This window comes from Rouxiella chamberiensis, from assembly GCF_026967475.1.
GTDB classification, from domain to species: domain Bacteria; phylum Pseudomonadota; class Gammaproteobacteria; order Enterobacterales; family Enterobacteriaceae; genus Rouxiella; species Rouxiella chamberiensis.
Map to the genome: position 1 here is coordinate 3485622 of NZ_CP114058.1, position 24729 is coordinate 3510350.

The window sequence follows — 24729 nt, forward strand, 5'->3', positions numbered from 1 at the left end:
AGTTCAGTCTTTCGTGCCATTACGGCCCAAAGACTGTATGCGAGGTAACAGGGAATAGATTGGGAAATTGTGCTCAAGAGGGAAGAAGAGTTTCAAGATCCTGATTCGCAGGGATCCTTTGGTGCAGTTAATTGATATGGGGATCTTCCCTTGCAGCACAACCCGCAGCTACAAGGGAAGAGTATAACAAAAAAATCTTATTGTGGTGTAAATCGTCGTAAATGTTGCACCGTGGCCAGATAAGCCGCTACCCAGCCGATCATTGCGGCTACGATTAACAGCAGCAGACTTTCGTCCCAGCCGAGGCCGTGAAGGTCGAACGTGGTGCCGAATACCGATGCCACCTGTGTCACGACGGCTTCGAGACGCAGAACCAGCGCTTCGGAGAGCAGCAACGACAGCGCCGCGCCGCAGAAGCCGAGCATCGCGCCGCCGTTGAGGAACGGCCGCAGAATAAAGCCGTCGGTCGCGCCAATTAGCTTCATCACGTTAATGGTGTCGCGACGACTGAAGATGCTCAGACGCACACTGTTACCGATGACCAGGAACACCGCCACAATCATCAGAATGCCTATCATCGCAGCAATTTGCCCGACCAGTCCGGTCAGCGCGGCGAGTCTGGCGAACCAGCTGTCATCCATACGAACTTCATCGACACCCTGAACGGCCGCAACGCGGTCACGCAAGGTGTTCAGCGTATCCGACCCCTGGAAATTCATCTTCGGCGTCACGATAGCCACCGCAGGCAACGGGTTCTGCTCCAGCATATCCATTGCGCCGCCAAAGCCGGACCAGTTGCGGAATTCGCCCATCGCTTCCTGACGAGACAGGTAGTTGACCTTGTCGACGCCCGCTTCCGCTTTCAGGGCTTTCACCACATTCAGTGCGGCATCGTCGTCCAGCGACTTGTCGATATAGACGGTAAGCTGTGGCGTGGGATACCACTGTTCCGCCGCCTGACTGACGTTTTTCCACACCAGATAACAGACACTCGGCAGCGTCAGCGAAATGGCGATAACCATGATGGTCAACAGAGTGGCCAGCGGCTGACGCAGCATATCGCGGACGGTGTTGCTCCACGCATAGCGCATCTGCTCGCGGAATCCGCCCTGCAGCGCCCTGCTTTTCGATTCGCGTGCGCTTTTGGCCGTCTTGGCCGGTTTCGCATTGCCCGCAGGTTTTGGACTATTGGCCATGGTAGGCGCCTCCTGCCATTCTTCCCTGACTCAGCGTCAGCGTGCGGTAACGACGGCTGGCGATAAGGCCCATATCGTGCGTTGCCATCAGGACGGTAACGCCCACGCGGTTAAACTCTTCAAACAGCCGCAAAATCCCCTCCGACAGCACTTCATCCAGGTTACCCGTAGGTTCGTCGGCCAGCAGCACGGCCGGCTTGTTGACGACGGCGCGGGCAATGCCGACGCGCTGCTGTTCACCGCCGGAAAGCTGAATGGGAAAGTTTTTCGCCTTGTCCAGCAGTCCGACCTTGTCCAGCGCAGCCGAAACGCGGCGGCGAATGTCTTCACCGCTGGCACCGGCGATAATCAGCGGCATAGCGACGTTGTCATAAACCGTTCTGTCGAGCAGCAGGTGGTGATCCTGAAAGATCATGCCAATCTGCCGACGCAGAAACGGGACTTCGCGGCTTTTCAGACGGCTAATATCATGGCCGCCAAATAGAATATGTCCTGCACTCGGGCGTTCAATACCGCAAATCAGCTTCAGCAGGGTACTTTTACCGGCTCCGGAATGGCCGGTCAGAAATGCCATCTCGCCCTGCTGAATATGGAAATCGACGCCTTGCAGCGCCTGTCGCCCGCCTAGATAAGCTTTACTGACCTGTTCAAAGCGAATCATCCGTATTAATCCTCTCGGGCAAAAAGTGCCTCAATAAAATCGTCTGCCTTAAACGGCCTTAAATCTTCGATGCCTTCACCTACACCGATATAACGGATAGGGATCTCGAACTGGTCGGCGATGGCGAAGATCACGCCGCCTTTGGCCGTTCCGTCAAGTTTGGTCAGGGTAATACCGGTCAGGCCAACCGCTTCGTTAAACAGTTTTGCCTGACTTACCGCGTTTTGTCCGGTGCTGGCATCCAGCGTCAGCATAACCTCATGAGGGGCGTCGACATCCAGCTTTTTCATAACGCGGACAATCTTCTTAAGTTCTTCCATCAGATGAGATTTATTCTGCAAACGGCCCGCCGTATCGGCGATCAGCACGTCTATCTTGCGCGACTTGGCGGCCTGAATCGCATCGAAAATCACCGACGCGGAATCGGCCCCGGTATGCTGGGCAATCACCGGAATATTGTTGCGCTGACCCCAAACCTGTAGCTGCTCGACTGCCGCAGCGCGGAAGGTGTCGCCCGCAGCCAGCATCACCGACTTGCCTTCGGCCTCGAACTGGCGCGCCAGCTTGCCGATGGTGGTGGTTTTGCCGACGCCGTTGACGCCTACCATCAGGATGACATACGGGGTTTTACCGCCTACATCCAGCGGCTTGTCGACTTTCGCCAAAATTTCGGACATTTCTTCCTTCAGCTTGCCGTACAGCGCTTCCGCATCTTTCAACTGTTTGCGGCTGGCGTGTTCGGTCAGCGAAGTAATGATTTTGCGCGTGGTTTCAACGCCAACGTCGGCGATAAGCAACTGTTCTTCCAGCTCGTCAAAGAGATCGTCGTCGATTTTCTTGCCACGGAACAGGCCGACAAAACCGGAACCCAGATTCTGTCTGGTCTTGACCAGGCTGCGTTTCAGGCGGGCGAAGAAGCCTTCTCTGGTTGGACGTTCCTGTTCGGTCTGCTGTTCAAGCGCAGGCAGGCTGACCAATGGCTCGAGCGCCACCGGCAACGGCTCTGGCTCATTCTCGGGTTCGGGTTCGATTTCCGGTTCAGGTTCTTTCTCCGGCTCCGGCTGGATTTCCGGCTCGGGTTCGATAACCGGCTGCGGCTCGACGACAGGTTCAGGATCGATGACGGGCGCTGGCTCGCGCACAGGCTCGGATTCAACCGGATGCTGTCTTGCGACGACATCTTCGGTAACTTCGACGATTTCCTGTGCCAGCGCTTCGGCGGACTGCGCAGTTTCTGTAACCGGCTCGACCTTTTCCGCTTCAGCGGGCTCGGCCGTGTGAACCTCAACGGCCCCGGCTTCGGAATGGGTTTCTGAATGGGCGGGAGTTATTACCTCGGCCTGTTCTACCGGCTCGACGGATTGCTCAACCTTTTCTACTTCCTGCGGCTGTTCTTCTTCCTTGCGACCACGTCCAAACCAGGAAAGAAAACCGCGTTTTTTCTCTTTTGCCATTTTACAACTTCACTCCACGCCGTTAATTCCCGACGAACCGGATTATTGATAGGGTAATAACCTAGCAGTCTATCACTTTCCCTTAAACGCAACACGTCTGAGTGACGATTTCCACAGCTCATACAATCGACTACGCTGTCTAATACGCCTTGCCCGTGATGTCGCGGTAGCCTACGGGACGTCACACCGGTAGAATAGCCTCCCAAACCGTGTTCTGAACACCCACGAAGCTATTTATAACCAGAAGTTACCATCATAAAGACTATGGCAAAAAAACCGCAAACCCAGCCAGCCGGCCAGATTCGCCTGATTGGCGGGCAATGGCGTGGACGCAAGCTGCCAGTGCCGCACAGTCCCGGACTGCGCCCTACAACCGACAGGGTCAGAGAGACGCTCTTTAACTGGCTGGCACCGGTCATTCAGGGCGCGCGCTGTCTGGACTGCTTTGCCGGCAGCGGCGCACTGGGCATCGAAGCGCTGTCCCGCTATGCAGGCAGCGCCACGCTGCTGGAATTCGAAAAACCGGTGGCGCAGCAGCTAGAGCGCAATCTGGCGCTGCTCAACAGCCAGAATGGACAGGTAGTTAACGTCAACACCTTGAACTGGCTGGCAAAAAATGGCACGCCGCACGAGGTTATCTTCCTCGATCCGCCGTTCCGCAAAGGGATTTTGCAAGACACGATAGGCCTGCTCGACAGCCAGGGCTGGCTGGCGGACGAAGCCTGGATTTACATTGAATCAGAAGTTGAACACGGCGCTATTCCGGTGCCCGCCAGCTGGCGTTTGTATCGCGAAAAAATTGCCGGACAAGTCGCCTATCGCCTTTATCACCGCGACGTCACGCCTGCTGACGCCTCGCCACAGGAGCAGTCAGATGTTGATTAATATTGGTCGTTTGTTGATGCTTTGCATCTGGGCTTTTCTGCTGTCGAACGTCATTCATCCGTTTCCGAAACCGATGAGATACTTCCTCGACGTCGCCATGGTATTCATGTTCTTCATGCACGGCGTGCAAGTCATGCTGTTAAAAGCGACCCAGACCAAGGATCAGCCCGCCATCGGTGGCTGGTTGCAGTTGCGTATTTTCCTGTTTGGCGTGTTTGAACTGCTGGCCTGGCAGAAAAAACAGCCTCCCCTGCCGAAGAAGTAAGCGCGATTCCCTTTCCAGAAACACCGCCTTCCGCGCGGTGTTTTGTTTTTTATCCCCCTCTTGTTTCTCAAAATGCCTCTTTTGTCACGTCCCGCATAATTTTAAGCCTGTTTTAAGATTGTCGGCTCCCCTTTGCCTCTCCTACACTTAGTTCATGAGGTCGAGCCGGAGGGCTTTACCGTTTTGGCAGTTCTTTGCTTTCTTTCATTAGATAAGGACAAACAATGAGTTGGCCGTTTATTGCAGTATTGCTTTCTGGTTGGCTTTACGTCGACGCACGCTATCGCGGCCCTCGCTGGCAGGGATGGCTATTCAAACCCGTTACCCTGCTGTTGCTGATGCTGCTGGCCTGGCAAGCTCCCGTGATGAGTACCAACGGCTACCTGATTGTGCTGGGCCTGCTGGCGACGCTGGTCGCCGATGCCCTGCTGCTGATGCCGAGGGAGCGCCATCTTTACGCCATTGGCGCATTTTTCCTTTCTCATCTTCTCTATACCCTGAGTTTTGCCAGTCAGATGAGTTTCACCTTCTTCTGGCCGCTGCCGGTAGTGCTGCTGGTTATCGGCGCAATCCTTCTGGCAGTAATATGGAGCCGACTCGAGGAGATGCGTTGGGCGGTAATCACCTTTATTGCCATGACGTTACTTATGGTGTGGGTCGCGGGTGAGCAGTATTTCTTCCGGAGTACCGATCTGGCCTTCTCGCTGCTGTGCGGCTCGATTCTGCTGCTGGTCGCCAACATCATCTGGATGGTCAGCCACTATCGCTACAAATTCCGCGCCGCCGACGCCATTGTCGCCGCCTGCTATTTCGGCGGACACTTCCTGATTGTGCGTTCGCTGTACGTGTAAAACCTTCAGCGCCTCTTTGAATATCTACAGCGTTGGTTTCAAAGAGGCGTTAATGCGTGCTTGAGTCCCGGTAAAATTTTCCCCCTAAACCTCTCCTGCCCGGCATACTCTATTTCGCCTTGACCCTGGAGTTAACTCCAAGGTGTACACTCCTGAACAGTAGAGGGCAATGACGCTCGTCGGGAGGATTCATGTCTATCAAGCAGCATCAGCATTCCAAAAGTTGTGGTACAAGCTGCCATACCTCCGTGTCACGCGCGCCCTCGTTCAAGCAAATTAGTCGCATTCAGCTTGCGGATGCCCCCGTGGTTGATTCCCCTTTACCGGAAACCGCTGCGCCAGATACTCGGCGGATGAGCTGGAAAGTCAGTGGGATGGACTGCCCAAGCTGCGCCCGCAAAGTGGAAAAGGCCGTGAGTGGGCTCGACGGTGTGAGCCGCGCAAAGGTGCTGTTTGCCACCGAGAAGCTGGTGGTCGATGCGGTATTGTCCCCCTCGACTCTCAGCATTTCCTCACAAATTACTCAGGCCGTAGAGTCCGCGGGCTTTACTCTCACGCCTTCTGTCAGAAATTCTTCAGAACTTCCTCATGCCGCTCCGACCCGTCTGAAAGAGAATGCGCCGCTCCTTGCGCTTATTGTCCTGATGTTGCTCAGCGTCGCGCTGGCGCAGGTGAATCCGCAATGGGGAAATCTGGCCTTTATCGCGACGACGCTGGTCGGCCTGTGGCCGGTGTTGCGACAGGCGATGCGTCTTACTCGCAGCGGCACGCCCTTTGCCATCGAAACCTTGATGAGCATTGCCGCCATCGGCGCGCTGTTTATCGGTGCCACGGCCGAAGCGGCAATGGTGCTGCTGCTCTTTGCCGTCGGCGAAAAGCTGGAAGCCTTTGCGGCGAGCCGTGCGCGCAGCGGGGTAAAAGCGCTGATGGCGCTGGTGCCGGAAAGTGCGCAACGGCGTAGAGAGGGCACGCTTCATACGGTGCCGGTTGCCGAACTGGCGCTTGATGATGTGATTGAAGTCGCTGCCGGGGGCCGTTTACCGGTGGATGCCGTGCTGCTCAATGCAGCCGCCAGCTTTGATGAAAGTGCGCTGACGGGGAATCCGTGCCGGTTGAACGCCAGCCCGGCGAGAAAGTTCCGGCGGGCAGTCTGTGTGTGGATACCGTTGCGCAATTGAAAGTCGCCTCCGCGCCGGGTCAAAGTGCTATCGACCGGATATTGCAACTGATTGAAGAGGCCGAAGAGCGCCGCGCACCGATTGAGCGTTTCATCGATACTTTCAGTCGTTATTACACGCCCGTCATTATGCTGATGGCGCTGCTGGTTATCGTTGTGCCGCCGCTGGCGATGGGGTTGTCGTGGGAAACCTGGATCTATCGGGGTCTGACGCTGCTGCTGATAGGCTGTCCTTGCGCGCTGGTCATCTCGACGCCTGCGGCGATTACCTCTGCTCTGGCCGCGGCAACCCGTCAGGGTGCCTTGATCAAGGGTGGAGCTGCGCTGGAGCAGCTGGCGCTCATCGAAACCCTCGCGCTGGATAAAACCGGCACGCTGACGCAAGGCAAACCCAGGGTCACCGACAGCATTGCCCTGGGCGAGATCTCGGTCGAACGACTGCTTTCACTAGCCGCCGCCGTCGAAGCGGGTTCACATCACCCGCTCGCCAGAGCGATTATTGCCGCCGCGCCGCAGGCCCGAATGCAGTGGCCGAACGCCGCAAGGCGCTGGCGGGCGTCGGCGTCGAGGGGTGGGTCGAGAATCAACATATTCGGGTCGCGGCCCCGAATCATCTGTCTGCCGACACGCTCTCTGCATCCGCGATTGCGCAAGTCACGGCGCTCGAAAACGCGGGCAAAACCGTTGTGGTCGTGCTGCAAGCGCAACGGGCCATCGGCCTGCTGGCAATGCAGGACACACTCCGTGATGATGCCATCGAGGCGCTGGCCGAGTTGAAAAAGCTGGGTATCGAGACCGTAATGCTGACCGGTGACAACCCGCGTGCCGCTAGCGCTATTGCGGCAACGCTGGGCATAGACTTCAAGGCGGGTCTATTACCGGCAGACAAGGTGCTGGCTGTAGGTGAACTGGCGCAGCATCGCGTTACGGCGATGGTAGGCGATGGCATCAACGATGCGCCCGCCATGAAAGCGGCGCGGATAGGTATCGCGATGGGCAGCGGCACCGATGTTGCGCTGGAGACGGCGGACGCTGCGCTTACTCACAACCGCCTGACGGGGCTGGCGGAGATGATTCGCCTGTCGAGAGCGACCCGCGCCAATATTCGTCAGAACATTACCCTCGCACTCGGGCTGAAAGGCGTGTTCCTGATAACCACGCTGCTCGGCCTTACCGGTCTGTGGCTGGCGGTGCTGGCCGATTCGGGGGCGACGGCGCTGGTGACGGCCAACGCACTGCGGCTGCTGCGAAAAAATCATGAAAAAATCAGGGTAGCGCACCCATGATTTCAGAAGAAATCAGGAAATTATCAGGGAAAATTCGTTGCACCGGATTGATTCTTTAAAAACGGCGGGCTTGAATCGCCGAGAATCGCTACTCGGCCATACCTTTCTTCAGTAAAAAACGGTACGGCAACTGCTCGGTATCGGCCGCCAGCAACTGGTGTTCCATAAACCGGCAAAAGCCCGGAATATCGCGGGTGGTGGCGGGGTCATCGGCCAGAATCAGCAGCGTTTCGCCCTCATTCATTTTGCGTACGGTTTTGCGCACCATCATCACCGGCTCGGGGCAACGCAGGCCGAGCGCGTCCAACTGGTGGTCTGCACCTTCAAATTGATCGGTCATATCGAATTTCTACCCTTTTGGCTTCGCCGTGATGTAAACCGCGTCAGTTTACCCCGCCTGATATTCGACGCAAGCCGCAGTTAGCGTTTACCGGCAGGAGGATTTTGTTGCGCAAACGGGACGGGAAAGGATAGTATGCGCGCCGCGATAGCAAAATCGTCGTTTTTAGCACAAAATTTATCCTGACCGCTGCAAGGCATCAAAGCCTGTGCGGGCGTATACAAAAGTATTGGGTTCCCTCACCCCAACCACTAAAAAGGTCACAATTTATGTACTCGTTTACCTCTCGACAGCGGTTTTCCGCGTTGGTATGGCTTTCGCTTTTCCATATCGCCATCATTACCTCCAGCAACTACCTGGTGCAGCTGCCCGTTTCTATCTTCGGCTTTACGACCACGTGGGGCGCGTTCACCTTTCCGTTTATTTTTCTCGCGACCGATCTGACGGTGCGGATTTTCGGTGCGCCTCTGGCACGTCGCATAATCCTGTCGGTCATGGTGCCGGCGCTCATCATCTCCTACTTCATCTCTGCGCTGTTTTATCAGGGAAGCTGGCAGGGGCTTGCCTCGCTGAGCAGTCTCAACGTGATGGTCGCGCGCATCGCCACGGCGAGTTTCATGGCCTATGTGTTAGGTCAGATTCTTGATGTGCAGGTGTTTAACCGCCTGCGCCAGCGTAACAGCTGGTGGGTTGCGCCCACGGCAGCCATGTTCCTCGGCAATATCAGTGATACGCTGGCGTTCTTCTTCATTGCCTTCTACAAAAGCAGCGACGCCTTTATGGCGCAGCACTGGGTCGAGATTGCGCTGGTGGATTACAGCTTCAAATTGCTCATTTGTCTGATTTTCTTCCTGCCGATGTACGGTATGCTGCTTAACGTCCTGCTCAAGCGCCTTGCTGTCTCAGGTAAAAGCGATGCCGTGCTGTTTCAGGACGACACAAAAGCCGCCAATATCTGACTTGCTTTTCGGCCTTGAATAGGTTGCCATAAAGGTCGTGAAGTCAATCATCTACCTCTGCCATCGCGTTGTCAGAGGTAGAGCGCGTGAATCTAAAAGGAAGCCCTATGCACAAATTAGCCAAGTTTATGGGAATAACGCTGCTGGTTGCCGGTTTGGCTGCCTGCGATGGCAAAACGGATGACAAGACGGCTTCAGCCGACAAAGGTGCGACGCCCGCCGCCGCAACCTCTGCGCAGCAGATAAGCCTGCTCGACGGCAAACTGGCCTTCGCGCTGCCACAGGGCATGAGCGACCAGAGCGGCAAGCTGGGCACACAGGCCAACAACATGCATGTCTATGCCGATAAATCCGGGCAGAAAGCGGTTATCGTGATTCTGGGCGACACCACCTCCGACACGCTGGAAGCCGTGGCCAACCGTCTGGAGCAGCAGCAGCGCGAACGCGACACCAACTTGCAGGTGGTCACCAACAAATCTATCCAGGTTAACGGCCAGACCCTGCAGCAGTACGACAGTGTAATTAATTCCGCAGGTCAGAAAGCCTATTCGTCTATCGTGCTGGCTAAAATCGACAATCAGCTGATGACAATGCAAATCACCATGCCGGCAGATAACCAGCAGCAGGCACAGACAGACGCAGAAGCCATTATTTCTACGCTGAAAGTACAGTAATTGCGTTCCTGACGCGGAGAGCCCTTCTCCGCGTTGACGCCATCGCCATTCGAATTCGACACTTTCCCGCCTTAATTCGCGCAAAAACGAACACATTAGCGCTTACTCGCGCATAAAAGTTCTCAAAACGTGATCTCTCTCCGCCCTTTGACCTTAATGAATATTTCAAATTGTTAATAAATCCGGCAGAATCCGCCTGCGTTTAATAATTCTGTAACATTAATGTCATAAATCTCTCTTCATCTTCGCGCATCAGATCCCAAAGACGTGCGTTATGGAACTTTCAATACCCAAGGAACGGCCTCGGAGGCATCCATGCTAAGTATCTTCAAGCCTGCCGCGCACATTGCGCCGGTAGATGACACTCATATCGACCCTACCTATCGCCGCCTGCGCTGGCAGATTTTCTTCGGCATCTTTTTTGGTTATGCGGCCTATTATCTGGTGCGCAAAAACTTCACGCTGGCCATGCCCTATCTGGTTGAGCAGGGCTTTTCACGCGGCGATCTCGGGCTTGCGCTGTCGGGGATTTCCATCGCCTACGGTTTCTCGAAATTTATCATGGGCGCCGTCTCCGACCGCTCCAACCCGCGCGTCTTCCTGCCTGCGGGACTGATTCTTTCCGCCGCCGTGATGCTGTTCATGGGCTTTGTGCCGTGGGCGACCTCCAGCATTGCCATCATGTTCGTGCTGCTGTTTATTTGCGGCTGGTTCCAGGGCATGGGCTGGCCGCCGTGTGGCCGAACCATGGTTCACTGGTGGTCGCAGAAGGAGCGCGGCGGCGTGGTTTCCGTATGGAACTGTGCGCATAACGTCGGCGGCGGGCTTCCTCCCCTGCTGTTCCTGCTCGGCATGGCATGGTTCAACGACTGGCATGCGGCACTCTATATGCCAGCCTTTGCGGCCATCGCCGTCGCCGTCTTCGCCTTTATCATGATGCGCGACACGCCGCAGTCCTGCGGTCTGCCGCCTATCGAAGAGTATAAAAATGATTATCCGCCGGATTACGATAAAGCGTCTGCGGAAAAGGAACTCACGGCAAAACAGATTTTCATGCAATACGTGCTGCCCAACAAATTGTTGTGGTACATCGCGCTGGCCAACGTGTTTGTCTATCTGCTGCGTTACGGCATTCTCGACTGGTCGCCGACCTATCTGAAAGAGGTGAAACACTTCGCGCTGGATAAGTCTTCCTGGACCTATTTCCTGTATGAATATGCCGGTATTCCGGGCACGTTGTTGTGCGGCTGGATGTCGGACAAGGTGTTCAAAGGCAATCGCGGCGCAACGGGCGTGTTCTTCATGACGCTTGTGACTATCGCGACCGTGGTTTACTGGCTGAATCCGGTCGGCAATCCGGGCGTCGACATGACCTGCATGATTGTTATCGGCTTTCTTATCTATGGTCCGGTGATGCTGATTGGTCTGCACGCGCTGGAGTTGGCACCTAAAAAGGCGGCAGGCACGGCGGCAGGCTTCACGGGTCTGTTCGGCTATCTGGGCGGTTCGGTCGCGGCGAGTGCCATCGTGGGGTATACGGTCGATGCCTTTGGCTGGAACGGCGGGTTTATTGTGATGATTGGCGGGTGCGTGGCGGCGGTTATTCTGTTGCTGCTCACCATGATAAGCGAAAAGAAACACAAGGCGCAGTTGGCCAACCGCCTGTAATCTTCGCGGTTTTCACGCAAGAGAAGCCCGCCGGTTGCAGAACCGGCGGGCTTTTTTATCAACGATCGTTGTTCAGATACATTCTGCGCAGGTAGTGCGGCACCGCATCGTCAGCGTTGGAGCCAATGATTTCAGCCTCCGGCATCGCGGCTTTGAGACGCGGCAGGGAGCCGCTCATCAGACAGCCTTTGCCTGACATATTCAGCATTTCGAGGTCATTCATGCCATCGCCGAAGGCGATGCAGTCTTTCAGCGAATGGCCCATCAGCCTGGAAACCTGTTCCAGCGCATGCCCTTTCGACACGCCCCCGGCCATGACTTCCAGACAGACCGGCAGCGAGAAGCTGACGTTAACGCGATCGCCCCAGCGCGCAATGATGGCCTGTTCCAGCGGGATCAGCTTTTCGTGGTCGTCGCAGGTGAAATAGACCTTGGCGATGCCGTCCGACTCCAGCAGGCCCGGTTCGTAGACCTTGTACTTGAACACCGACTCTTTGAAGAAGTCTTCCTGATCGCGACGATCGCGGTTCATGTACCAGTCATCGTTGCGATAGACGTTGGTCAGAATGTCGGGATTGGCATGGGCGATGGTAAACAGCTCTTCGGCGATATCCAGGTCGAGGTTATGGCTGAAAATCAGTTCGCCCTCGGTATTGTGCACGCGTGCGCCGTTCGACGTTATCATGTAGGCGCTGATACCCAGGCTGTCGCGCATCTGCGAGACATCGATGTGGTGACGTCCGGTGGCAAAGACAAAGTGAATATCCCGCTGGGTCAGGAGTTGCAGGGTCTCTTTGGCGAAGGAGCTCAGAGTATGGTCGGGTGACAGCAGCGTGCCGTCTAAATCGGATGCAACAACATGATACATAACGTTAGGTTCTAACCTCTGATGGAGTTGTGCGCGGGATAAACCGCGGATTAAGTTTGTCGCGCAAAGAAGCGCATGATGGCGTCGAGCGCCTGTGCCCGCATATCGTCCCGCTCGAACAGGATCTCGTGGCGTGCGCCTTCAATGACCAGCGGTGCATCTCCCTCGCAGGGATGCCCGGCGATAGCCATGGCCTGACAAAAAGCAGTGTGCGACCGGTTATCGACAACGTGGTCTTCACCTGCCTGTAATAACAGCATGGGCGTGGTGATATTTTTGGCTTCCTGCAAAATCTGCATGCCGGCCTGGATACTTTCCCGAACCCAGTGATAGGTTGGCCCGCCGACGCGCAACTCGGGGTAATCGGCGTAAAAACGCTGGTTGCGGCGATAGCGTTCGCGGCTGTGCGTCAGTCGATTGACCACAAAAGGCAGAGGACGCCAACTGCCGGTCCCGAGCGCATAGCCGTTGCGGTAAAGAGGACGACGTTCGGTCCAGTTAAGGATATTGCGCGTCAGCCAGCCCGGCATGCGCAGGTAGATGCCGGTCATGGGTGCGCACAGGGCTGCGCCGTCGAAATTTTGGGGTTCGCGTGCCAGAAACAGCGCCAGAATCGCGCCGCCCATCGAGTGCGCCAGCGCGAACTTTTTGGCGTACTGCCTCGGCGCAATTTCGAGTTTATAGAACGTCGACAGGTCGGCGACATAATCATCGAAATTCTGCACGTGTCCGAGGTGCGGGTCATCCAGCAGACGGCCCGAACGCCCCTGCCCACGGTGGTCGACTATCATCACGTCGTATCCGCAATGAAAAAGGTCGTAGGCCAGCTCGGGATATTTTACGAAGCTTTCGATACGTCCGGTTGAGACAAAAATGACTTTATCATGACGAGGCGAGCAGAAACGCACATAGCGGATAGGGACATTATCGAGCCCGATAAACTCCGCCTCTTCCCGAGTGCGCCAAAAGTCCAGCAGCGGCCCGTTTGCGAAGGCTGAAAAGCCATATTCTCGCGTTAACCACCGATCGTAATTTGATGACATTGATTGTTCCAGGACAAAAATACCGCGTGGAGAAATAAGTTATTTTGGGGTCATAGCGCAATCAATAACAATAGCGTATTGTGCCACAAAAAGACGCATCTCCATAGATTTCAAGATGCTCATGACGCGATAAGGGAACCGTAAAAAAATGACTTTGGACTGGTGGCTCACCTACCTGCTGACAACTTCGATTTTAAGCCTGTCGCCGGGTTCCGGCGCCATAAATACCATGAGTACCGGCATCAGCCACGGCTATCGCGGCGCGGTTGCCTCGATTTCGGGCCTGCAACTCGGCCTGTCGATTCACATCGTGCTGGTGGGTATCGGCCTTGGCGCGCTGGTGTCGCAGTCGCTGCTGGCTTTCGAAATTCTGAAATGGTGCGGTGCCGCCTACCTTATCTGGCTGGGCATCTGTCAGTGGCGGTCGGCGGGCGCCATCGACATGAATGCGCTGGCGAGCAGCATGCCGCGCCGCAAATTGTTCAGGCGCGCGGTGCTGGTCAATCTGACCAACCCGAAGAGCATCGTGTTTCTGGCGGCCCTGTTTCCGCAGTTCATCATTCCGCATGAGCCGCAGGTGGCGCAGTATCTGGTGCTCGGCGTGACCACCGTGGTAGTCGATATCGTGGTGATGATTGGCTATGCAACGCTTGCGCAACGTATCTCCAGCTGGATAAAAGCGCCCAAACAGATGACCTTGCTTAATCGCATCTTTGGTTCGCTGTTCATGATGGTCGGACTCCTGCTGGCTACGGCGCGGAAAATCTGATTGTTCAAGCCTGAAAAAGCCGCCTCGAGGGCGGCTTTTTTTATCATCAAAAATCGGGATCTCAGCGCGAGATAATCAGGTGGATACCGATGCCGGCGAAGAGTACGCCCGCTACACCGTCTATCCATTTGGCGAGTCGCTGGTAGCCGCGGCGCATGACCGGCAGCGCAAAGACCATCACGACCACGGAGAACCAGACCAGCGTTTCGAGGCTTATCAGGGCGAACAACCCCCAGCGCTCGCCGTTGCCGACACTGTCGCCCACGAACAAAGAAAAGATACTGCCGAAATAGATGACCGCTTTCGGATTCGACAGGTTGGTCAGCAGGCCGCGCATAAAGGTTTTACCGCGCGCGGGCAGGACAACGGGTCGAGAATCAGGCATCGCATGACCGGCGGCCTTTTGGGCACGTGCCGATTTCAGCAGCTGCCAGCCCATCCAGCAAAGATATAACCCTCCGCCGACGGTAATAATCTGTTGCAGCCAGGCCATTTTTTGCAGCAGCAGATGCAGCCCCATCAGTGCCACCGCCGCCCAGACCAGCACGCCGAGCGTAATGCCGAACGCGCCCATCATCGCCTCTTTGCGCGAGCGGCTCATTGCCGTTTGCGAAACGAAAAAGAAATCAGGTCCGGGTGACATCAGCGCCACAAGATGCACGGCGGCGACGGTTAAAAACAGAATCAACATGTTCTACTGCTCCCTTTGATTTTCCGTGAACGGCAACGAGTTTACCTATTCATCGTCGTTATCGATGTGATCGCGGATCAATGTCATAAACGGGCGACCAAATTTCTCGAGTTTGCGCTGTCCGACGCCGGTGATATTCAGCATTTCGCCCGGACTGACCGGCAGTTGCTCCGCCATCTCCAGCAGGGAGGTGTCGTTGAACACCACGTAAGGCGGAACGTTGCCCTCGTCGGCAAGCGATTTGCGCAGTTTGCGCAACTTGGCAAACAGCTTGCGATCGTAGTTGCCGCCGTAGGTTTTCTGCGTATTGCTGCCGCGAATCTTGAGCGTTTGCAGACGCGGCACCGCGAGCTGCATTGCAATTTCGCCGCGCAGCACCGGTCTTGCGGCCTCGGTCAGCTGGAGCGCGGAGTGCATGGCGATATTCTGGGTAATCAGGCCGAGGTGAATAAGCTGGCGCACCACGCTTATCCAGTGTTCGTTGCTCTGCTCGCGTCCCATGCCGTAAATCGGCAGCTTGTCGTGGCCGTACTCGCGAATTCGCTGGTTATTGGCACCGCGCAGCACTTCGACGATATAACCCAGACCAAAACGTTGCCCGACGCGGTAAACGCACGACAGCGCTTTCTGCGCGTCCATCAGGCCGTCGTAGCGTTTCGGCGGATCGAGACAGATATCGCAGTTGCCGCACGCTTCCTGCTTGCCTTCGCCAAAGTAGTTGAGCAACACCAGACGGCGACAGGTCTGCGCTTCGGCAAACGCGCCCATTGCGTTGAGTTTGTGGCGTTCGACGTCCTGCTGCGGGCCGGGCGGTTTTTCGTCCAGACAGCGGCGCAGCCAGGCCATATCGGCCGGGTCGTAGAGCAGCAGCGCTTCGGCGGGCAGGCCGTCACGTCCGGCGCGACCGGTTTCCTGATAGTAGGACTCGATGTTGCGAGGGATATCGAAGTGCACCACAAAGCGCACGTTGGGCTTGTTGATGCCCATGCCGAAGGCGACGGTTGCGACCACTATCTGCACGTCGTCGCGCTGGAAGGCGTCCTGCACGCGCGAACGGGTTTCGTTGTCCAGACCGGCGTGGTAAGCGCCCACACTGATGCCGCGACTTTGCAGGCGCGCGGCGGTGTCTTCCACTTTGGCGCGACTACCGCAATAAATGATGCCGCTCTTGCCGCGCTGATCCTGAACAAAGCGCAGCAGTTGATCCAGCGGTTTGAACTTTTCGACCAGCGTGTAGCGAATATTGGGGCGGTCAAAACTGCTGACCTGCACCAGCGGGTCATTGAGTTCGAGCAGGCGGACGATGTCGTTGCGGGTGGCTTCGTCGGCGGTTGCGGTCAGGGCAATCACCGGCAACTGCGGATAGCGCAGTTTCAGCTGACCCAGCGCGCGGTATTCCGGGCGGAAGTCGTGACCCCACTGCGAAATACAGTGGGCTTCGTCGACCGCCAGCATCGCCGGATTCCACTGCTGAAGCTGCTCCAGGAAATCGCCCATCGTCAAACGTTCGGGCGCGATGTAGAGCATCTTGATGCGCCCGCTACGACAGCCGGCCATCACCTCGAGTTGCTGCTCGCGGGTTTGGGTAGAGTTCAGGCAACCGGCTTCGACACCGGCGGCCATCAGCTGATCGACCTGATCTTTCATCAGGGAGATAAGCGGAGAAACCACCAGCGTCAGGCCTTCCATGACCAGGGCAGGTATCTGATAACACAGCGACTTGCCGCCGCCTGTTGGCATCACCACCAGGCAGTCTCTACCAGAGATGGCCGTGTTGATGATCGTTTGCTGACCGGGTCGGAACTGCTGGTAGCCGAAGGTATCGCGCAGTACCTGTTCTGCCAGCACTTCTTTATCTATTACTGCCGCCGTTGACACTCTCTTCCCCAAATTTTATGACACTCAAACGCCCTATTTTGGATTAACTTGTTGAGTTAACAGCAATAAGGCGTCGAGTTTGGCTGGTGCCGGTGAATCTTTTACATCATATCGTTGAGTATGATACCAACACCGACGCGAGTCTGCTTGTAGTTGTAGTCAATCAATGACTCCCCGTAGCCGCTGAACACCTGGGTGTAGAAACGAACGTGAGGCGTGATTGGGTAGCTCCAGGCCACATCGCCGCCGCCGTAACCGGTGTTCCAGTTATAGCGCGTGGTCAGGCTAATCACGCTGTCGCCCAGCGCATAACCGATTTTAAGCCGGTAATAACCCATATACTTGGTCATGTCCGGATTATCATCATTATTTTCGTTTTCTGGAATGCGGTACCAGGGTTTCAGGTCAACCTGCCAGTTTCCGGTTCTGCGCCATGAAACGCGCATACACCCGGTTCCAGCTGCGCGAAGTCGGATCGGCGCGGCCGTTGGACTGGTGATTCACACCATATTCCGCTTCACGCAGCGTCCAGCCCAGAACTTCGTAGTCGGTCGCCCACGCAAGGAACAGCTGCGGTTCGTAGTTGGTTTCGCGAAAAGGCGAAGACTCGCCGCTGTTCGACAGCTGCCAGAACGATTTCTGGGTATAGGACGCGCCCAATACCGAGTTGTCGCCCGCAATACCGCGCCACAACGGGAAGGCCAGACTCAGCTGGAACTCGACTTCATCCTTTTTGGCGTTGTCGGCCCAGTTGTAGGACTGGATAGCATCCTTGTTGATGTGGTTGGTATAGGTATAAAGAATGTAGTTTGATTCATAAGGATAAAGCGTAAACGGGTTATCGTGCTTTTGCAGCATATTGGCGATAATGCTGCCACGTACGCTCGGCGTATCATGCACGTCCTGAATCTTTGCTTCATCAGCGTGGCTAACTAACGGTATGGCCAGCATGGCAGCGCCAACAGCCCAAGAATTACGCATTCTCTCTTCATCCCAAAATAAACATGTTTTGTCAGTCGTCGGCATTCTCAAGGTTTGCCGGTTCATTTTTATTAAAAAAACAGGACATTCTACACACAATTTCAAGTCGCGTTATGTTTAGCATCAGTAAGCTGGAAATCAATAATTTTAGGGCATAAAATCAACAATTAATTTACAACTCACCGCCCTCTTTTTTGGTTATCAGGAATTTTTCATGTCCGCAACGCCGTTGACTCACGAGGCAGCCCGCCGGCTGATCGGAGAGATTTTCATTTATGACATGCCCTTCAACCGCGAGTTGGGGCTGGAACTTCAGCATCTGGACAGCGGTTATGCCGAACTGAACTTCAAGTATCAACCTCGTCTGGTAGGCAACGATGTGCAGAAGATTTTGCACGGCGGCGTGATTGCCTCGGTGCTGGATGTTGCCGCCGGACTGGTCTGCGTCAGCGCCGCATTGATCCGCTTCGACAAGCCCGAGCATCCGCTTCTGGAGCCAGAACTGCGCCAGCGTCTGTCGAAAATGGGCACCATCGACCTGCGCGTTGACTATCTGCGGCCCGGGCGTGGCGAGCAGTTTGTGGTCAGCAGCACGCTTATCCGCGCGGGTAACAAGGTGTCAGTCGCGAGAGTGGATCTGCACAACGATCACCAGGTTCATATTGCAACAGCGACGGCGACCTATCTGGTCGGTTAACGCCTCTCCCACCTCATCATACTTTTCAGGACAACGACATGGACGCTAGACGCACAAGGCAGGGCGTGATTTTTGCTTTTATTGCCTACTTTATCTGGGGCATCGCGCCCGCCTACTTCAAACTGCTCAAACAGGTTCCCGCCGAGGAAATTCTTACCCACCGCGTGATCTGGTCTTTCTTCTTTATGCTCCTGCTGTTGTCGCTAAGCCGAAGCTGGGGCGATGTGCGCAACGTCTTTGCGACGCCGAAAAAGGTCGGCATGCTGCTGATTACCGCGCTGCTGGTCGGCGGCAACTGGCTGCTGTTTATCTGGGCCATCAATCATAATCACATTCTGGAAGCCAGCCTGGGGTATTTCATCAATCCGCTGGTGAATGTCCTGCTCGGCATGCTGTTTCTTGGCGAGCGCTTTCGTCGCCTGCAATGGGTCGCCGTGGTGCTGGCACTGGCAGGGGTGGTGGTGCAGCTGTGGGTCTTTGGTTCGCTGCCGATTATCGGCATGGGTATTTCGCTGACCTTCGCCTTTTACGGATTGCTGCGCAAGAAAATAGCGGTCGATGCGCAATCCGGCATGTTGATTGAGACGCTGTGGCTGCTGCCTGCCGCCGGAATTTATCTGTTCTTTATTGCCCACAGCGCAACCAGCAATCTGGCGGCGAACCCGCTGTCGCTGGACCTGCTGCTCGCCGCCGCGGGCATCATCACCACCATTCCGCTGCTGTGCTTCACCGCCGCAACTTCGCGCCTGAAGTTCTCGACGCTGGGCTTTTTCCAGTACATCGGGCCGACGCTGATGTTCCTGCTGGCCGTGGTATTTTACGGCGAAACCATCAAGCCGTCGCAATGGATGACCTTCGCGTTTATCTGGAGCGGACTGGCGTTCTTTATTGCCGATGCCCTGCGTCATCAGCGCCTGCAAAGAAACGCAGACGCGATAACGGCGAAAAGCCTCGAAGCGTCGAGCTAGGAAGAAGACGGCGTGGCGCTGCGCGAGATAAAGCGCGCCATTGCCGGCCCCGTTACGATAATCGTCAGCAGGCGCAAGGTCTGCATCGCCATGATAAACGAAATATCCACGTGGCTGCCTGCGGCGATAATCGCTACCGTATCCAGTCCTCCCGGGCTGGTCGCCAGATAGGCGGTCAGCAGATCGACGTCCAGTACCCGGGTAATCACCCACGCCATTGCGCCGCACAGCAGCATCAGGCCGATAATCGAGGCTATCATCTGCGGCAGCGTGCGCAGCGCCAGTTTGAAGATAGGCCGCGTAAAGCGCAGCCCCACGCTCCAGCCGATAAAGGTGTAAGCCAGCGCCAGCAACCATTCGGGCACCTGCAACGCCAGCGTGCCGGTGGAATGCACTACCGCGCCGACGATAGCCGGTATCAGCAGCGCGCCGGAAGGGATGCGCAAAATCGGGGCGAGCCACACACCGGCCAGCGCCAGCAATGGTGTGGCCAGAAAGCGCCAGTCCAGCGGGGAAACCACACCACAGCCGCCGCGCCCGAAGCGGCATCGCCCAGACTCAAGCGCGCCACAAAGGCCGCGGCGGTCGCCACAAACAGCACGCGCAGATACTGCATAAAGGCCACCAGACGAACGTCGGCCCCGAAATCACCGGCCATCGCCACCATCGCGCTGGCACCGCCGGGCGACGATCCCCATGCGCCCGTGGGGCCCGGCAAATCACTGAACTTCACCAGTAACCAGCCTGAAAGTCCGCTGGCGAGCAGCGTGCAAATCAGCACCATCAGCACCAGAAACCAGTCATGCAGCAAAGGAGGAAGAATCGACGGAGACAGGGCCTGCGCAATCATGCAGCCAATCACGCCCTGCGCGATTTTGAAGAAGATGCCGGGAATGCGCACGGTCGCGCCAAAAATACCCATCACCACGCCGACTATCATCGGGCCTAAAAGCAGCGCGGCAGGAACGTGAAAGTACTGAAAAATAAAGCCTAAAATTAACGACGCCAGAACGAGAACACACCATTGTGCGGCAGGCGCCATGCTTTCCATAAACATGAGGGAAATCTACGTTAAATAAACATAGGGGATATTGTTAGCATATTTCGCGGGCGAAGGGAGAACTAAGGGGCGGATTTATCCCCGGCGAACCGGGGATTGGGCACGATTACAGCCAGTTTTTTCTCTTGAAATACAGGTAAGGCGCAAGCCCCGCCAGCACCATCAGCAACAGCGCCGCCGGATAACCAAAGTGCAGTTTCAACTCCGGCATGAACTCGAAGTTCATCCCGTAGCTCGAGGCCACAAGCGTAGGCGGCAGGAAGACGACCGAGACCACCGAGAAGATCTTGATGATGCGGTTCTGCTCGATATTGATAAAGCCCATCGCCGCCTGCATCAGGAAGTTCACCTTCTGGAACAGCGATTCGTTGTGCGGCAACAGCGATTCGATGTCGCGCAGCACTTCACGCGCCTGCTCAAGCTGACCGCCCGGCAGACGAGCCTTACGCACCAGGAAGTTCAGCGCGCGCTGGGTATCCATCAGACACAGGCGAACCTTCCAGCCGATATCTTCAAGCTCGGCCAGCGTAGAAAGCGCCGCGTCGTATTCATCGCCCTGATGCCCTTCCATGATGACACGGCTGAGCTTTTCCAGGTCACTGTAGATATTTTCGATTTCGTCTGCCAACTGCTCGATTTTGGTTTCAAACAGATCAAGCAGCAGCTCGTAGGCATTGCCGTCGGTCAGTTGCTGATTTCTGGCGCGCATACGGTAAAGACGAAACGCAGGCAGCTCGCGCTCGCGCAGCGTATACAGGCGCCCATCGCGAATGGTGAAGGCGACCGTGCTGTTACCGGCGTGATCTTCCGCGTCTTCGTAATAGAAGAAGGAGTGAATATGCAGCCCGTCTTCGTCTTCAAAGAAACGCGCCGAGGCTTCGATATCGTCCAGTTCTGGTCGGGTTGCCAGACTTTGCCCCAGCTCGTTTTGAACGCGATCGCGCTCCAGCTCGTCGGGTTCAACCAAATCGACCCACAGAGACTCTGACAGCGATGCCTCTGTTTCATCCAGTTCCAAACGGGATAAGCGGCTGTTATCTAATTTAAATGCACTCAGCATGTGCCCGTTCTCCCTAATGGTGACAGGTGTAGACAACGCTTTGAAGCACAGGGGGAAACACGGGGTGAAGCTCACCGTTATGTTTCAGACCCGATTCAGGTCTGACTCACAGCGACGGTTGAGTCGCTGACAACCACCTTAAGCCGAGTTGAATCTTGTTCAACCTCGCTTAGCCGGCCGTCAGCAATAATGAGGACGGACGGCTAGTGGAACCTGCTTAAAAGGTTATTGAGCCAGTATCTACTGGGTGCGTCCAAGGCGAAAATCCTCATTGATAATAGTGCGCGCATGTTACGCCGAGAAGAAAAAGACTGTCAACCGCCAACATGCCTAATTCCGCAACATTTCGGCACGATTTTCAACCGGTGATCAAGGGCCTAAAGCGATACCCGTGAGCGGATTAATTGACTACACTGAAGGGCGAACGACGACGCTTCTCTCTTCTTGCAAGACCACATCCCGGGAATGAAAATGATAAAGCAGATCTCCAGCGAAAACCTGACCCAGCTTGCCGTCAAGGCTACAGAATCCCCCGTTTACGCAGCAATCTCAACCTGCATCCTGATGTTAACGACCCCGTTCAGCGCCTGGCCATTGCCATGGAGCCGGCGAGCTATGTGCGCATTCACCGCCACCCGCATACCTGGGAAGTGCTCGCCTCTCTGGCGGGTCGTTTTGTTGTATTGATTTACAATTCAGAGGGAGAAGTCACGGAAAGAGTCGTACTTGGCGAGGAGGCGCAGGTAGTCGAAATCCCGGCCGGGATCTGGCATAGCGCCCTGTCGCTCGACAGCGGAAGCGCCTTTTTCGAACTTAAACAGGGCCCCTATGTTCCCGTTCCCGAAGAAGACACTTTCCCCGGCAGCCCCGCCGAGGGCGACGAACGCGCCAATGACATCATGGCCTGGTACGCCACCGCCAAGGTCGGCGATAAAATCAGTTTTTGATTTAATTTTTTGACCCATAAAAAACGCCCAGAAGAGGGCGTTGATTTATTGATTTTTTCGGCCATGAGTCTGTGAGTATTCGAGCACTGCCCAATCTCGATTGAGCAAGTAAGCTAGCCCGCTCTGGCCACATCCGTTTAGACGGCGTCCAGACGGGCGTAAGCCATCACCAGCCATTTAATGCCTTCACCCGGAAATGCCACCTGCAACCGGCAGTGATCGCCGCTGCCTTCCATGTTGACTATCGTGCCTTCGCCAAATTTTGGATGACGCACGCGTTGGCCCAGCTTGAAGCCGCTGTCGTTTTCCGCCACGACCGGCGTGCCCATGCTGCGGTGATTGACCTTGCGGGTCACACTGGCCCGCAGGCGCACTTCTTCGACACAGTTTTCCGGCAGTTCGCCGACAAAGCGCGACGGACGGTGATACACCTCTTTGCCGTAAAGACGGCGGGTTTCGGCATAGGTCAGCGTCAGTTTTTTCATGGCGCGTGTCACGCCGACATAGGCCAGACGACGCTCTTCTTCCAGACGCCCGCCTTCATCGAGCGACATCTGACTCGGGAACATGCCCTCTTCCATGCCGACGATAAACACCTGCGGGAACTCTAAACCTTTGGCCGAGTGCAGCGTCATCAGCTGTACCGCGTCCTGATAGGCATCGGCCTGACCTTCGCCCGCTTCCAGAGACGCGTGGGAAAGAAACGCCTGAAGCGGCATCATGTCCATATCTTCATCCTGATAGCTGAACTGACGGGTGGCCGTCACCAGCTCTTCAAGGTTTTCGATTCGCGCCTGACCCTTTTCGCCTTTTTCCTGCTCATACATGATAAACAGGCCGGAATCCTTGATAACGCGGTCGGTTTGCACGTGCAGCGGCATATCGGAGGTTTCGTGCGCCAGCGCATCCACCAGTTCGGTGAAACGCTGAAGTGCGGAAGCCGCACGTCCGGCCAGCGCTTTTTCCTGCAACAGTGCGCGCGTCGCCTGCCACATCGTCAGCTGACGATCGCGGGCCGTCTGGCGCACGACATCGAGTGTTCTGTCGCCCACGCCGCGCGTCGGGGTATTGACCACGCGCTCGAACGCGGCATCGTCATTGCGGTTGGCCATCAGACGCAGATAGGCCAGCGCGTCCTTGATCTCCTGACGTTCGAAGAATCGTTGACCGCCGTAGATACGATAAGGCATCGCCATTTGCAGCAGCGCCTCTTCCAGCACACGCGACTGGGCGTTGCTGCGATAGAGAATCGCGCAGTCTTGCAGCGCGTTGCCGTTCTCCTGCCACGCCTTGATGCGGTTGACCACAAAACGGGATTCGTCCAGCTCGTTGAAGGCGCAGTAAAGCGAAATTGGTTCGCCTTCGACGTCTTCGGTCCACAGGTTTTTCCCCATGCGGCCGCTGTTGTTGGCGATAAGGGAGTTGGCGGCGGTCAAAATAGTGCTGGTGGAGCGATAGTTCTGCTCGAGACGAATGGTTTCCGCCCCCGGGAAGTCATTCAGGAAACGCTGAATGTTTTCGACCTGCGCCCCTCGCCAGCCGTAGATGGACTGGTCATCATCGCCGACTATCATCACATTGTTATTTTCACCGGCCAGCAGGCGGATCCAGGCATATTGAATGCTGTTGGTATCCTGGAATTCGTCGACCATCAGGTTGGTAAAACGCTCGCGGTAGTGCTGCAGAATATGCGGCTTGTTCAGCCACAGTTCGTGCGCGCGCAGCAAAGCTCGGCGAAATCCACCAGCCCGGCGCGGTCGCAGGCTTCCTGATAGGCCTGATAAATGCGCAGCCAGGTCGCCTCGACCGGATTGTTGTAACTTTCGATATGTTGCGGACGCAGGCCTTCGTCTTTTTTACCGTTGATGTACCACATCGCCTGACGCGGCGGCCACTGTTTGTCGTCGATGTTCAGCGCCTTGATGATGCGCTTGAGCAGACGCAGCTGGTCGTCGCTGTCGAGGATCTGGAAATCCTGCGGCAGGTTGGCGTCAAGATGGTGCGCACGCAGCAAACGGTGCGCCAGTCCGTGGAAAGTGCCTATCCACATGCCGCCCTGACTGGTGCCGATCAGCTGTTCGATACGGTGGCGCATCTCGGCCGCGGCCTTGTTGGTAAAGGTTACCGCCATGATGGAATACGGAGAGCAATTCTCAACCGACAGCAGCCAGGCGATACGATGCACCAGCACGCGGGTTTTCCCGCTGCCTGCGCCCGCCAGCACCAATAGGTTGCTGCGCGGTGCGCCCACGGCTTCGCGTTGTTTTTCATTCAGGCTGTCGAGCAGGTCAGAAACGTCCATAAGCACCGTTTGTCCGGATAGAGAAATGCATCCCCGAGCGTAACGGTGA

General features: G+C 56.1%; 19 protein-coding genes and 4 pseudogenes. 11 read left to right on the top strand and 12 right to left on the bottom strand.

All coding sequences use genetic code 11. The features are described from left to right. Window positions 1–197 precede the first annotated feature (197 nt). The 3 genes from ftsX to ftsY form a co-directional block, all read right to left on the bottom strand. Window positions 198–1091 (bottom strand): permease-like cell division protein FtsX, encoded by an 894-nt coding sequence (ftsX, locus tag O1V66_RS16165; RefSeq protein WP_330873493.1) that lies wholly within the window; start codon window positions 1089–1091, stop codon window positions 198–200. 94 nt (window positions 1092–1185) lie between these two features. Beyond that, the gene (ftsE, locus tag O1V66_RS16170) at window positions 1186–1857 is read right to left on the bottom strand and encodes a cell division ATP-binding protein FtsE (protein ID WP_045049756.1); all 672 of its coding nucleotides are present in this window, start codon (window positions 1855–1857) and stop codon (window positions 1186–1188) included. Between the two features lie 5 nt (window positions 1858–1862). Further along, window positions 1863–3311 carry a signal recognition particle-docking protein FtsY gene (gene ftsY, locus O1V66_RS16175; RefSeq protein ID WP_045049757.1) on the bottom strand — a complete coding sequence of 483 codons (1449 nt, stop codon included), beginning with the start codon at window positions 3309–3311 and terminating at the stop codon, window positions 1863–1865. A gap of 264 nt (window positions 3312–3575) precedes the next feature. Between ftsY and rsmD the strand changes: the two genes are divergently transcribed. From rsmD to O1V66_RS16195, 4 genes and pseudogenes are all read left to right on the top strand, one after another. Further along, the gene (rsmD, locus tag O1V66_RS16180; protein ID WP_045049758.1) at window positions 3576–4196 is read left to right on the top strand and encodes a 16S rRNA (guanine(966)-N(2))-methyltransferase; all 621 of its coding nucleotides are present in this window, start codon (window positions 3576–3578) and stop codon (window positions 4194–4196) included. Further along, window positions 4186–4461: a DUF1145 family protein gene (locus tag O1V66_RS16185; protein WP_045049759.1), complete on the top strand. Its 276-nt coding sequence runs from the start codon at window positions 4186–4188 to the stop codon at window positions 4459–4461. The genes rsmD and O1V66_RS16185 overlap by 11 nt, the downstream gene beginning before the upstream one ends. Window positions 4462–4685: 224 nt before the next feature. Next, window positions 4686–5312, top strand: coding sequence for a lysoplasmalogenase (locus O1V66_RS16190; RefSeq protein ID WP_045049760.1), 627 nt, complete (start codon window positions 4686–4688; stop codon window positions 5310–5312). Between the two features lie 191 nt (window positions 5313–5503). Continuing rightward, a pseudogene (locus O1V66_RS16195) lies at window positions 5504–7775 on the top strand (zinc/cadmium/mercury/lead-transporting ATPase). Between the two features lie 88 nt (window positions 7776–7863). On the opposite strand, the gene tusA reads toward O1V66_RS16195, so the two are convergent. After that, on the bottom strand, window positions 7864–8115 hold the full coding sequence (gene tusA / locus O1V66_RS16200; protein WP_045049762.1) for a sulfurtransferase TusA: 252 nt from the start codon (window positions 8113–8115) through the stop codon (window positions 7864–7866). A gap of 269 nt (window positions 8116–8384) precedes the next feature. Here tusA and O1V66_RS16205 point away from each other — a divergent pair, with 269 nt between their 5' ends. The 3 genes from O1V66_RS16205 (at window position 8385) to glpT (ending at window position 11416) form a co-directional block, all read left to right on the top strand. Next, entirely contained in the window at window positions 8385–9074 is a 690-nt protein-coding gene (locus tag O1V66_RS16205) for a 7-cyano-7-deazaguanine/7-aminomethyl-7-deazaguanine transporter (RefSeq protein ID WP_045049763.1), read from the top strand. A gap of 107 nt (window positions 9075–9181) precedes the next feature. Continuing rightward, on the top strand, window positions 9182–9748 hold the full coding sequence (locus O1V66_RS16210) for a DcrB family lipoprotein (protein WP_045049764.1): 567 nt from the start codon (window positions 9182–9184) through the stop codon (window positions 9746–9748). 315 nt (window positions 9749–10063) lie between these two features. Further along, window positions 10064–11416 carry a glycerol-3-phosphate transporter gene (gene glpT / locus O1V66_RS16215; protein ID WP_045049765.1) on the top strand — a complete coding sequence of 451 codons (1353 nt, stop codon included), beginning with the start codon at window positions 10064–10066 and terminating at the stop codon, window positions 11414–11416. 58 nt (window positions 11417–11474) lie between these two features. On the opposite strand, the gene yigL is transcribed toward glpT, so the two are convergent. Continuing rightward, on the bottom strand, window positions 11475–12284 hold the full coding sequence (gene yigL, locus O1V66_RS16220) for a sugar/pyridoxal phosphate phosphatase YigL (RefSeq protein ID WP_045049766.1): 810 nt from the start codon (window positions 12282–12284) through the stop codon (window positions 11475–11477). Window positions 12285–12334: 50 nt separating this feature from the next. After that, entirely contained in the window at window positions 12335–13327 is a 993-nt protein-coding gene (gene pldB, locus O1V66_RS16225; protein ID WP_045049767.1) for a lysophospholipase L2, read from the bottom strand. A gap of 148 nt (window positions 13328–13475) precedes the next feature. Between pldB and rhtB the strand changes: the two genes are divergently transcribed. Further along, a complete protein-coding gene (rhtB, locus tag O1V66_RS16230) occupies window positions 13476–14096 on the top strand; it encodes a homoserine/homoserine lactone efflux protein (protein WP_045049768.1) in 621 nt (206 codons plus the stop codon). Window positions 14097–14157: 61 nt separating this feature from the next. On the opposite strand, the gene rhtC is transcribed toward rhtB, so the two are convergent. From rhtC to pldA, 3 genes and pseudogenes are all read right to left on the bottom strand, one after another. Next, a complete protein-coding gene (gene rhtC / locus O1V66_RS16235; protein ID WP_045049769.1) occupies window positions 14158–14787 on the bottom strand; it encodes a threonine export protein RhtC in 630 nt (209 codons plus the stop codon). A 45-nt stretch (window positions 14788–14832) separates the two neighbouring features. Continuing rightward, window positions 14833–16665, bottom strand: coding sequence for an ATP-dependent DNA helicase RecQ (recQ, locus tag O1V66_RS16240; protein WP_045049770.1), 1833 nt, complete (start codon window positions 16663–16665; stop codon window positions 14833–14835). Between the two features lie 101 nt (window positions 16666–16766). Then, a pseudogene (gene pldA, locus O1V66_RS16245) lies at window positions 16767–17616 on the bottom strand (phospholipase A). 244 nt (window positions 17617–17860) lie between these two features. Here pldA and O1V66_RS16250 point away from each other — a divergent pair. Together O1V66_RS16250 and rarD are read left to right on the top strand one after the other, a co-directional pair. Then, the gene (locus O1V66_RS16250) at window positions 17861–18343 is read left to right on the top strand and encodes a thioesterase family protein (RefSeq protein WP_045049772.1); all 483 of its coding nucleotides are present in this window, start codon (window positions 17861–17863) and stop codon (window positions 18341–18343) included. 38 nt (window positions 18344–18381) lie between these two features. Beyond that, a complete protein-coding gene (gene rarD, locus O1V66_RS16255; RefSeq protein WP_045049773.1) occupies window positions 18382–19311 on the top strand; it encodes an EamA family transporter RarD in 930 nt (309 codons plus the stop codon). Here the strand turns inward: rarD and O1V66_RS16260 are convergent. Next, window positions 19308–20362: pseudogene (locus tag O1V66_RS16260) on the bottom strand (AbrB family transcriptional regulator). The gene rarD and the pseudogene O1V66_RS16260 sit on opposite strands and share 4 nt — an antisense overlap. A gap of 115 nt (window positions 20363–20477) precedes the next feature. Continuing rightward, window positions 20478–21431: a magnesium/cobalt transporter CorA gene (gene corA, locus O1V66_RS16265; protein ID WP_045049774.1), complete on the bottom strand. Its 954-nt coding sequence runs from the start codon at window positions 21429–21431 to the stop codon at window positions 20478–20480. Window positions 21432–21835: 404 nt separating this feature from the next. Between corA and O1V66_RS16270 the strand changes: the two genes are divergently transcribed. Then, window positions 21836–22378 (top strand): WbuC family cupin fold metalloprotein, encoded by a 543-nt coding sequence (locus tag O1V66_RS16270; protein ID WP_414058398.1) that lies wholly within the window; start codon window positions 21836–21838, stop codon window positions 22376–22378. A 137-nt stretch (window positions 22379–22515) separates the two neighbouring features. Here the strand turns inward: O1V66_RS16270 and uvrD are convergent. Continuing rightward, a pseudogene (gene uvrD, locus O1V66_RS16275) lies at window positions 22516–24680 on the bottom strand (DNA helicase II). Window positions 24681–24729 lie beyond the last annotated feature (49 nt).

Excerpts from the sequence above, each read along its gene's own strand:
- O1V66_RS16210 (WP_045049764.1), top strand. The coding sequence starts at position 9,182 with ATGCACAAATTAGCCAAGTTTATGGGAATAACGCTGCTGGTTGCCGGT.
- O1V66_RS16205 (WP_045049763.1), top strand. The coding sequence starts at position 8,385 with ATGTACTCGTTTACCTCTCGACAGCGGTTTTCCGCGTTGGTATGGCTT.
- corA (WP_045049774.1), bottom strand. The coding sequence starts at position 21,431 with ATGCTGAGTGCATTTAAATTAGATAACAGCCGCTTATCCCGTTTGGAA.
- O1V66_RS16190 (WP_045049760.1), top strand. The coding sequence starts at position 4,686 with ATGAGTTGGCCGTTTATTGCAGTATTGCTTTCTGGTTGGCTTTACGTC.
- ftsE (WP_045049756.1), bottom strand. The coding sequence starts at position 1,857 with ATGATTCGCTTTGAACAGGTCAGTAAAGCTTATCTAGGCGGGCGACAG.
- ftsY (WP_045049757.1), bottom strand. The coding sequence starts at position 3,311 with ATGGCAAAAGAGAAAAAACGCGGTTTTCTTTCCTGGTTTGGACGTGGT.
- rarD (WP_045049773.1), top strand. The coding sequence starts at position 18,382 with ATGGACGCTAGACGCACAAGGCAGGGCGTGATTTTTGCTTTTATTGCC.
- O1V66_RS16185 (WP_045049759.1), top strand. The coding sequence starts at position 4,186 with ATGTTGATTAATATTGGTCGTTTGTTGATGCTTTGCATCTGGGCTTTT.
- yigL (WP_045049766.1), bottom strand. The coding sequence starts at position 12,284 with ATGTATCATGTTGTTGCATCCGATTTAGACGGCACGCTGCTGTCACCC.
- rhtB (WP_045049768.1), top strand. The coding sequence starts at position 13,476 with ATGACTTTGGACTGGTGGCTCACCTACCTGCTGACAACTTCGATTTTA.
- pldB (WP_045049767.1), bottom strand. The coding sequence starts at position 13,327 with ATGTCATCAAATTACGATCGGTGGTTAACGCGAGAATATGGCTTTTCA.
- ftsX (WP_330873493.1), bottom strand. The coding sequence starts at position 1,091 with ATGCGCTATGCGTGGAGCAACACCGTCCGCGATATGCTGCGTCAGCCG.
- rhtC (WP_045049769.1), bottom strand. The coding sequence starts at position 14,787 with ATGTTGATTCTGTTTTTAACCGTCGCCGCCGTGCATCTTGTGGCGCTG.
- rsmD (WP_045049758.1), top strand. The coding sequence starts at position 3,576 with ATGGCAAAAAAACCGCAAACCCAGCCAGCCGGCCAGATTCGCCTGATT.
- tusA (WP_045049762.1), bottom strand. The coding sequence starts at position 8,115 with ATGACCGATCAATTTGAAGGTGCAGACCACCAGTTGGACGCGCTCGGC.
- glpT (WP_045049765.1), top strand. The coding sequence starts at position 10,064 with ATGCTAAGTATCTTCAAGCCTGCCGCGCACATTGCGCCGGTAGATGAC.
- O1V66_RS16250 (WP_045049772.1), top strand. The coding sequence starts at position 17,861 with ATGTCCGCAACGCCGTTGACTCACGAGGCAGCCCGCCGGCTGATCGGA.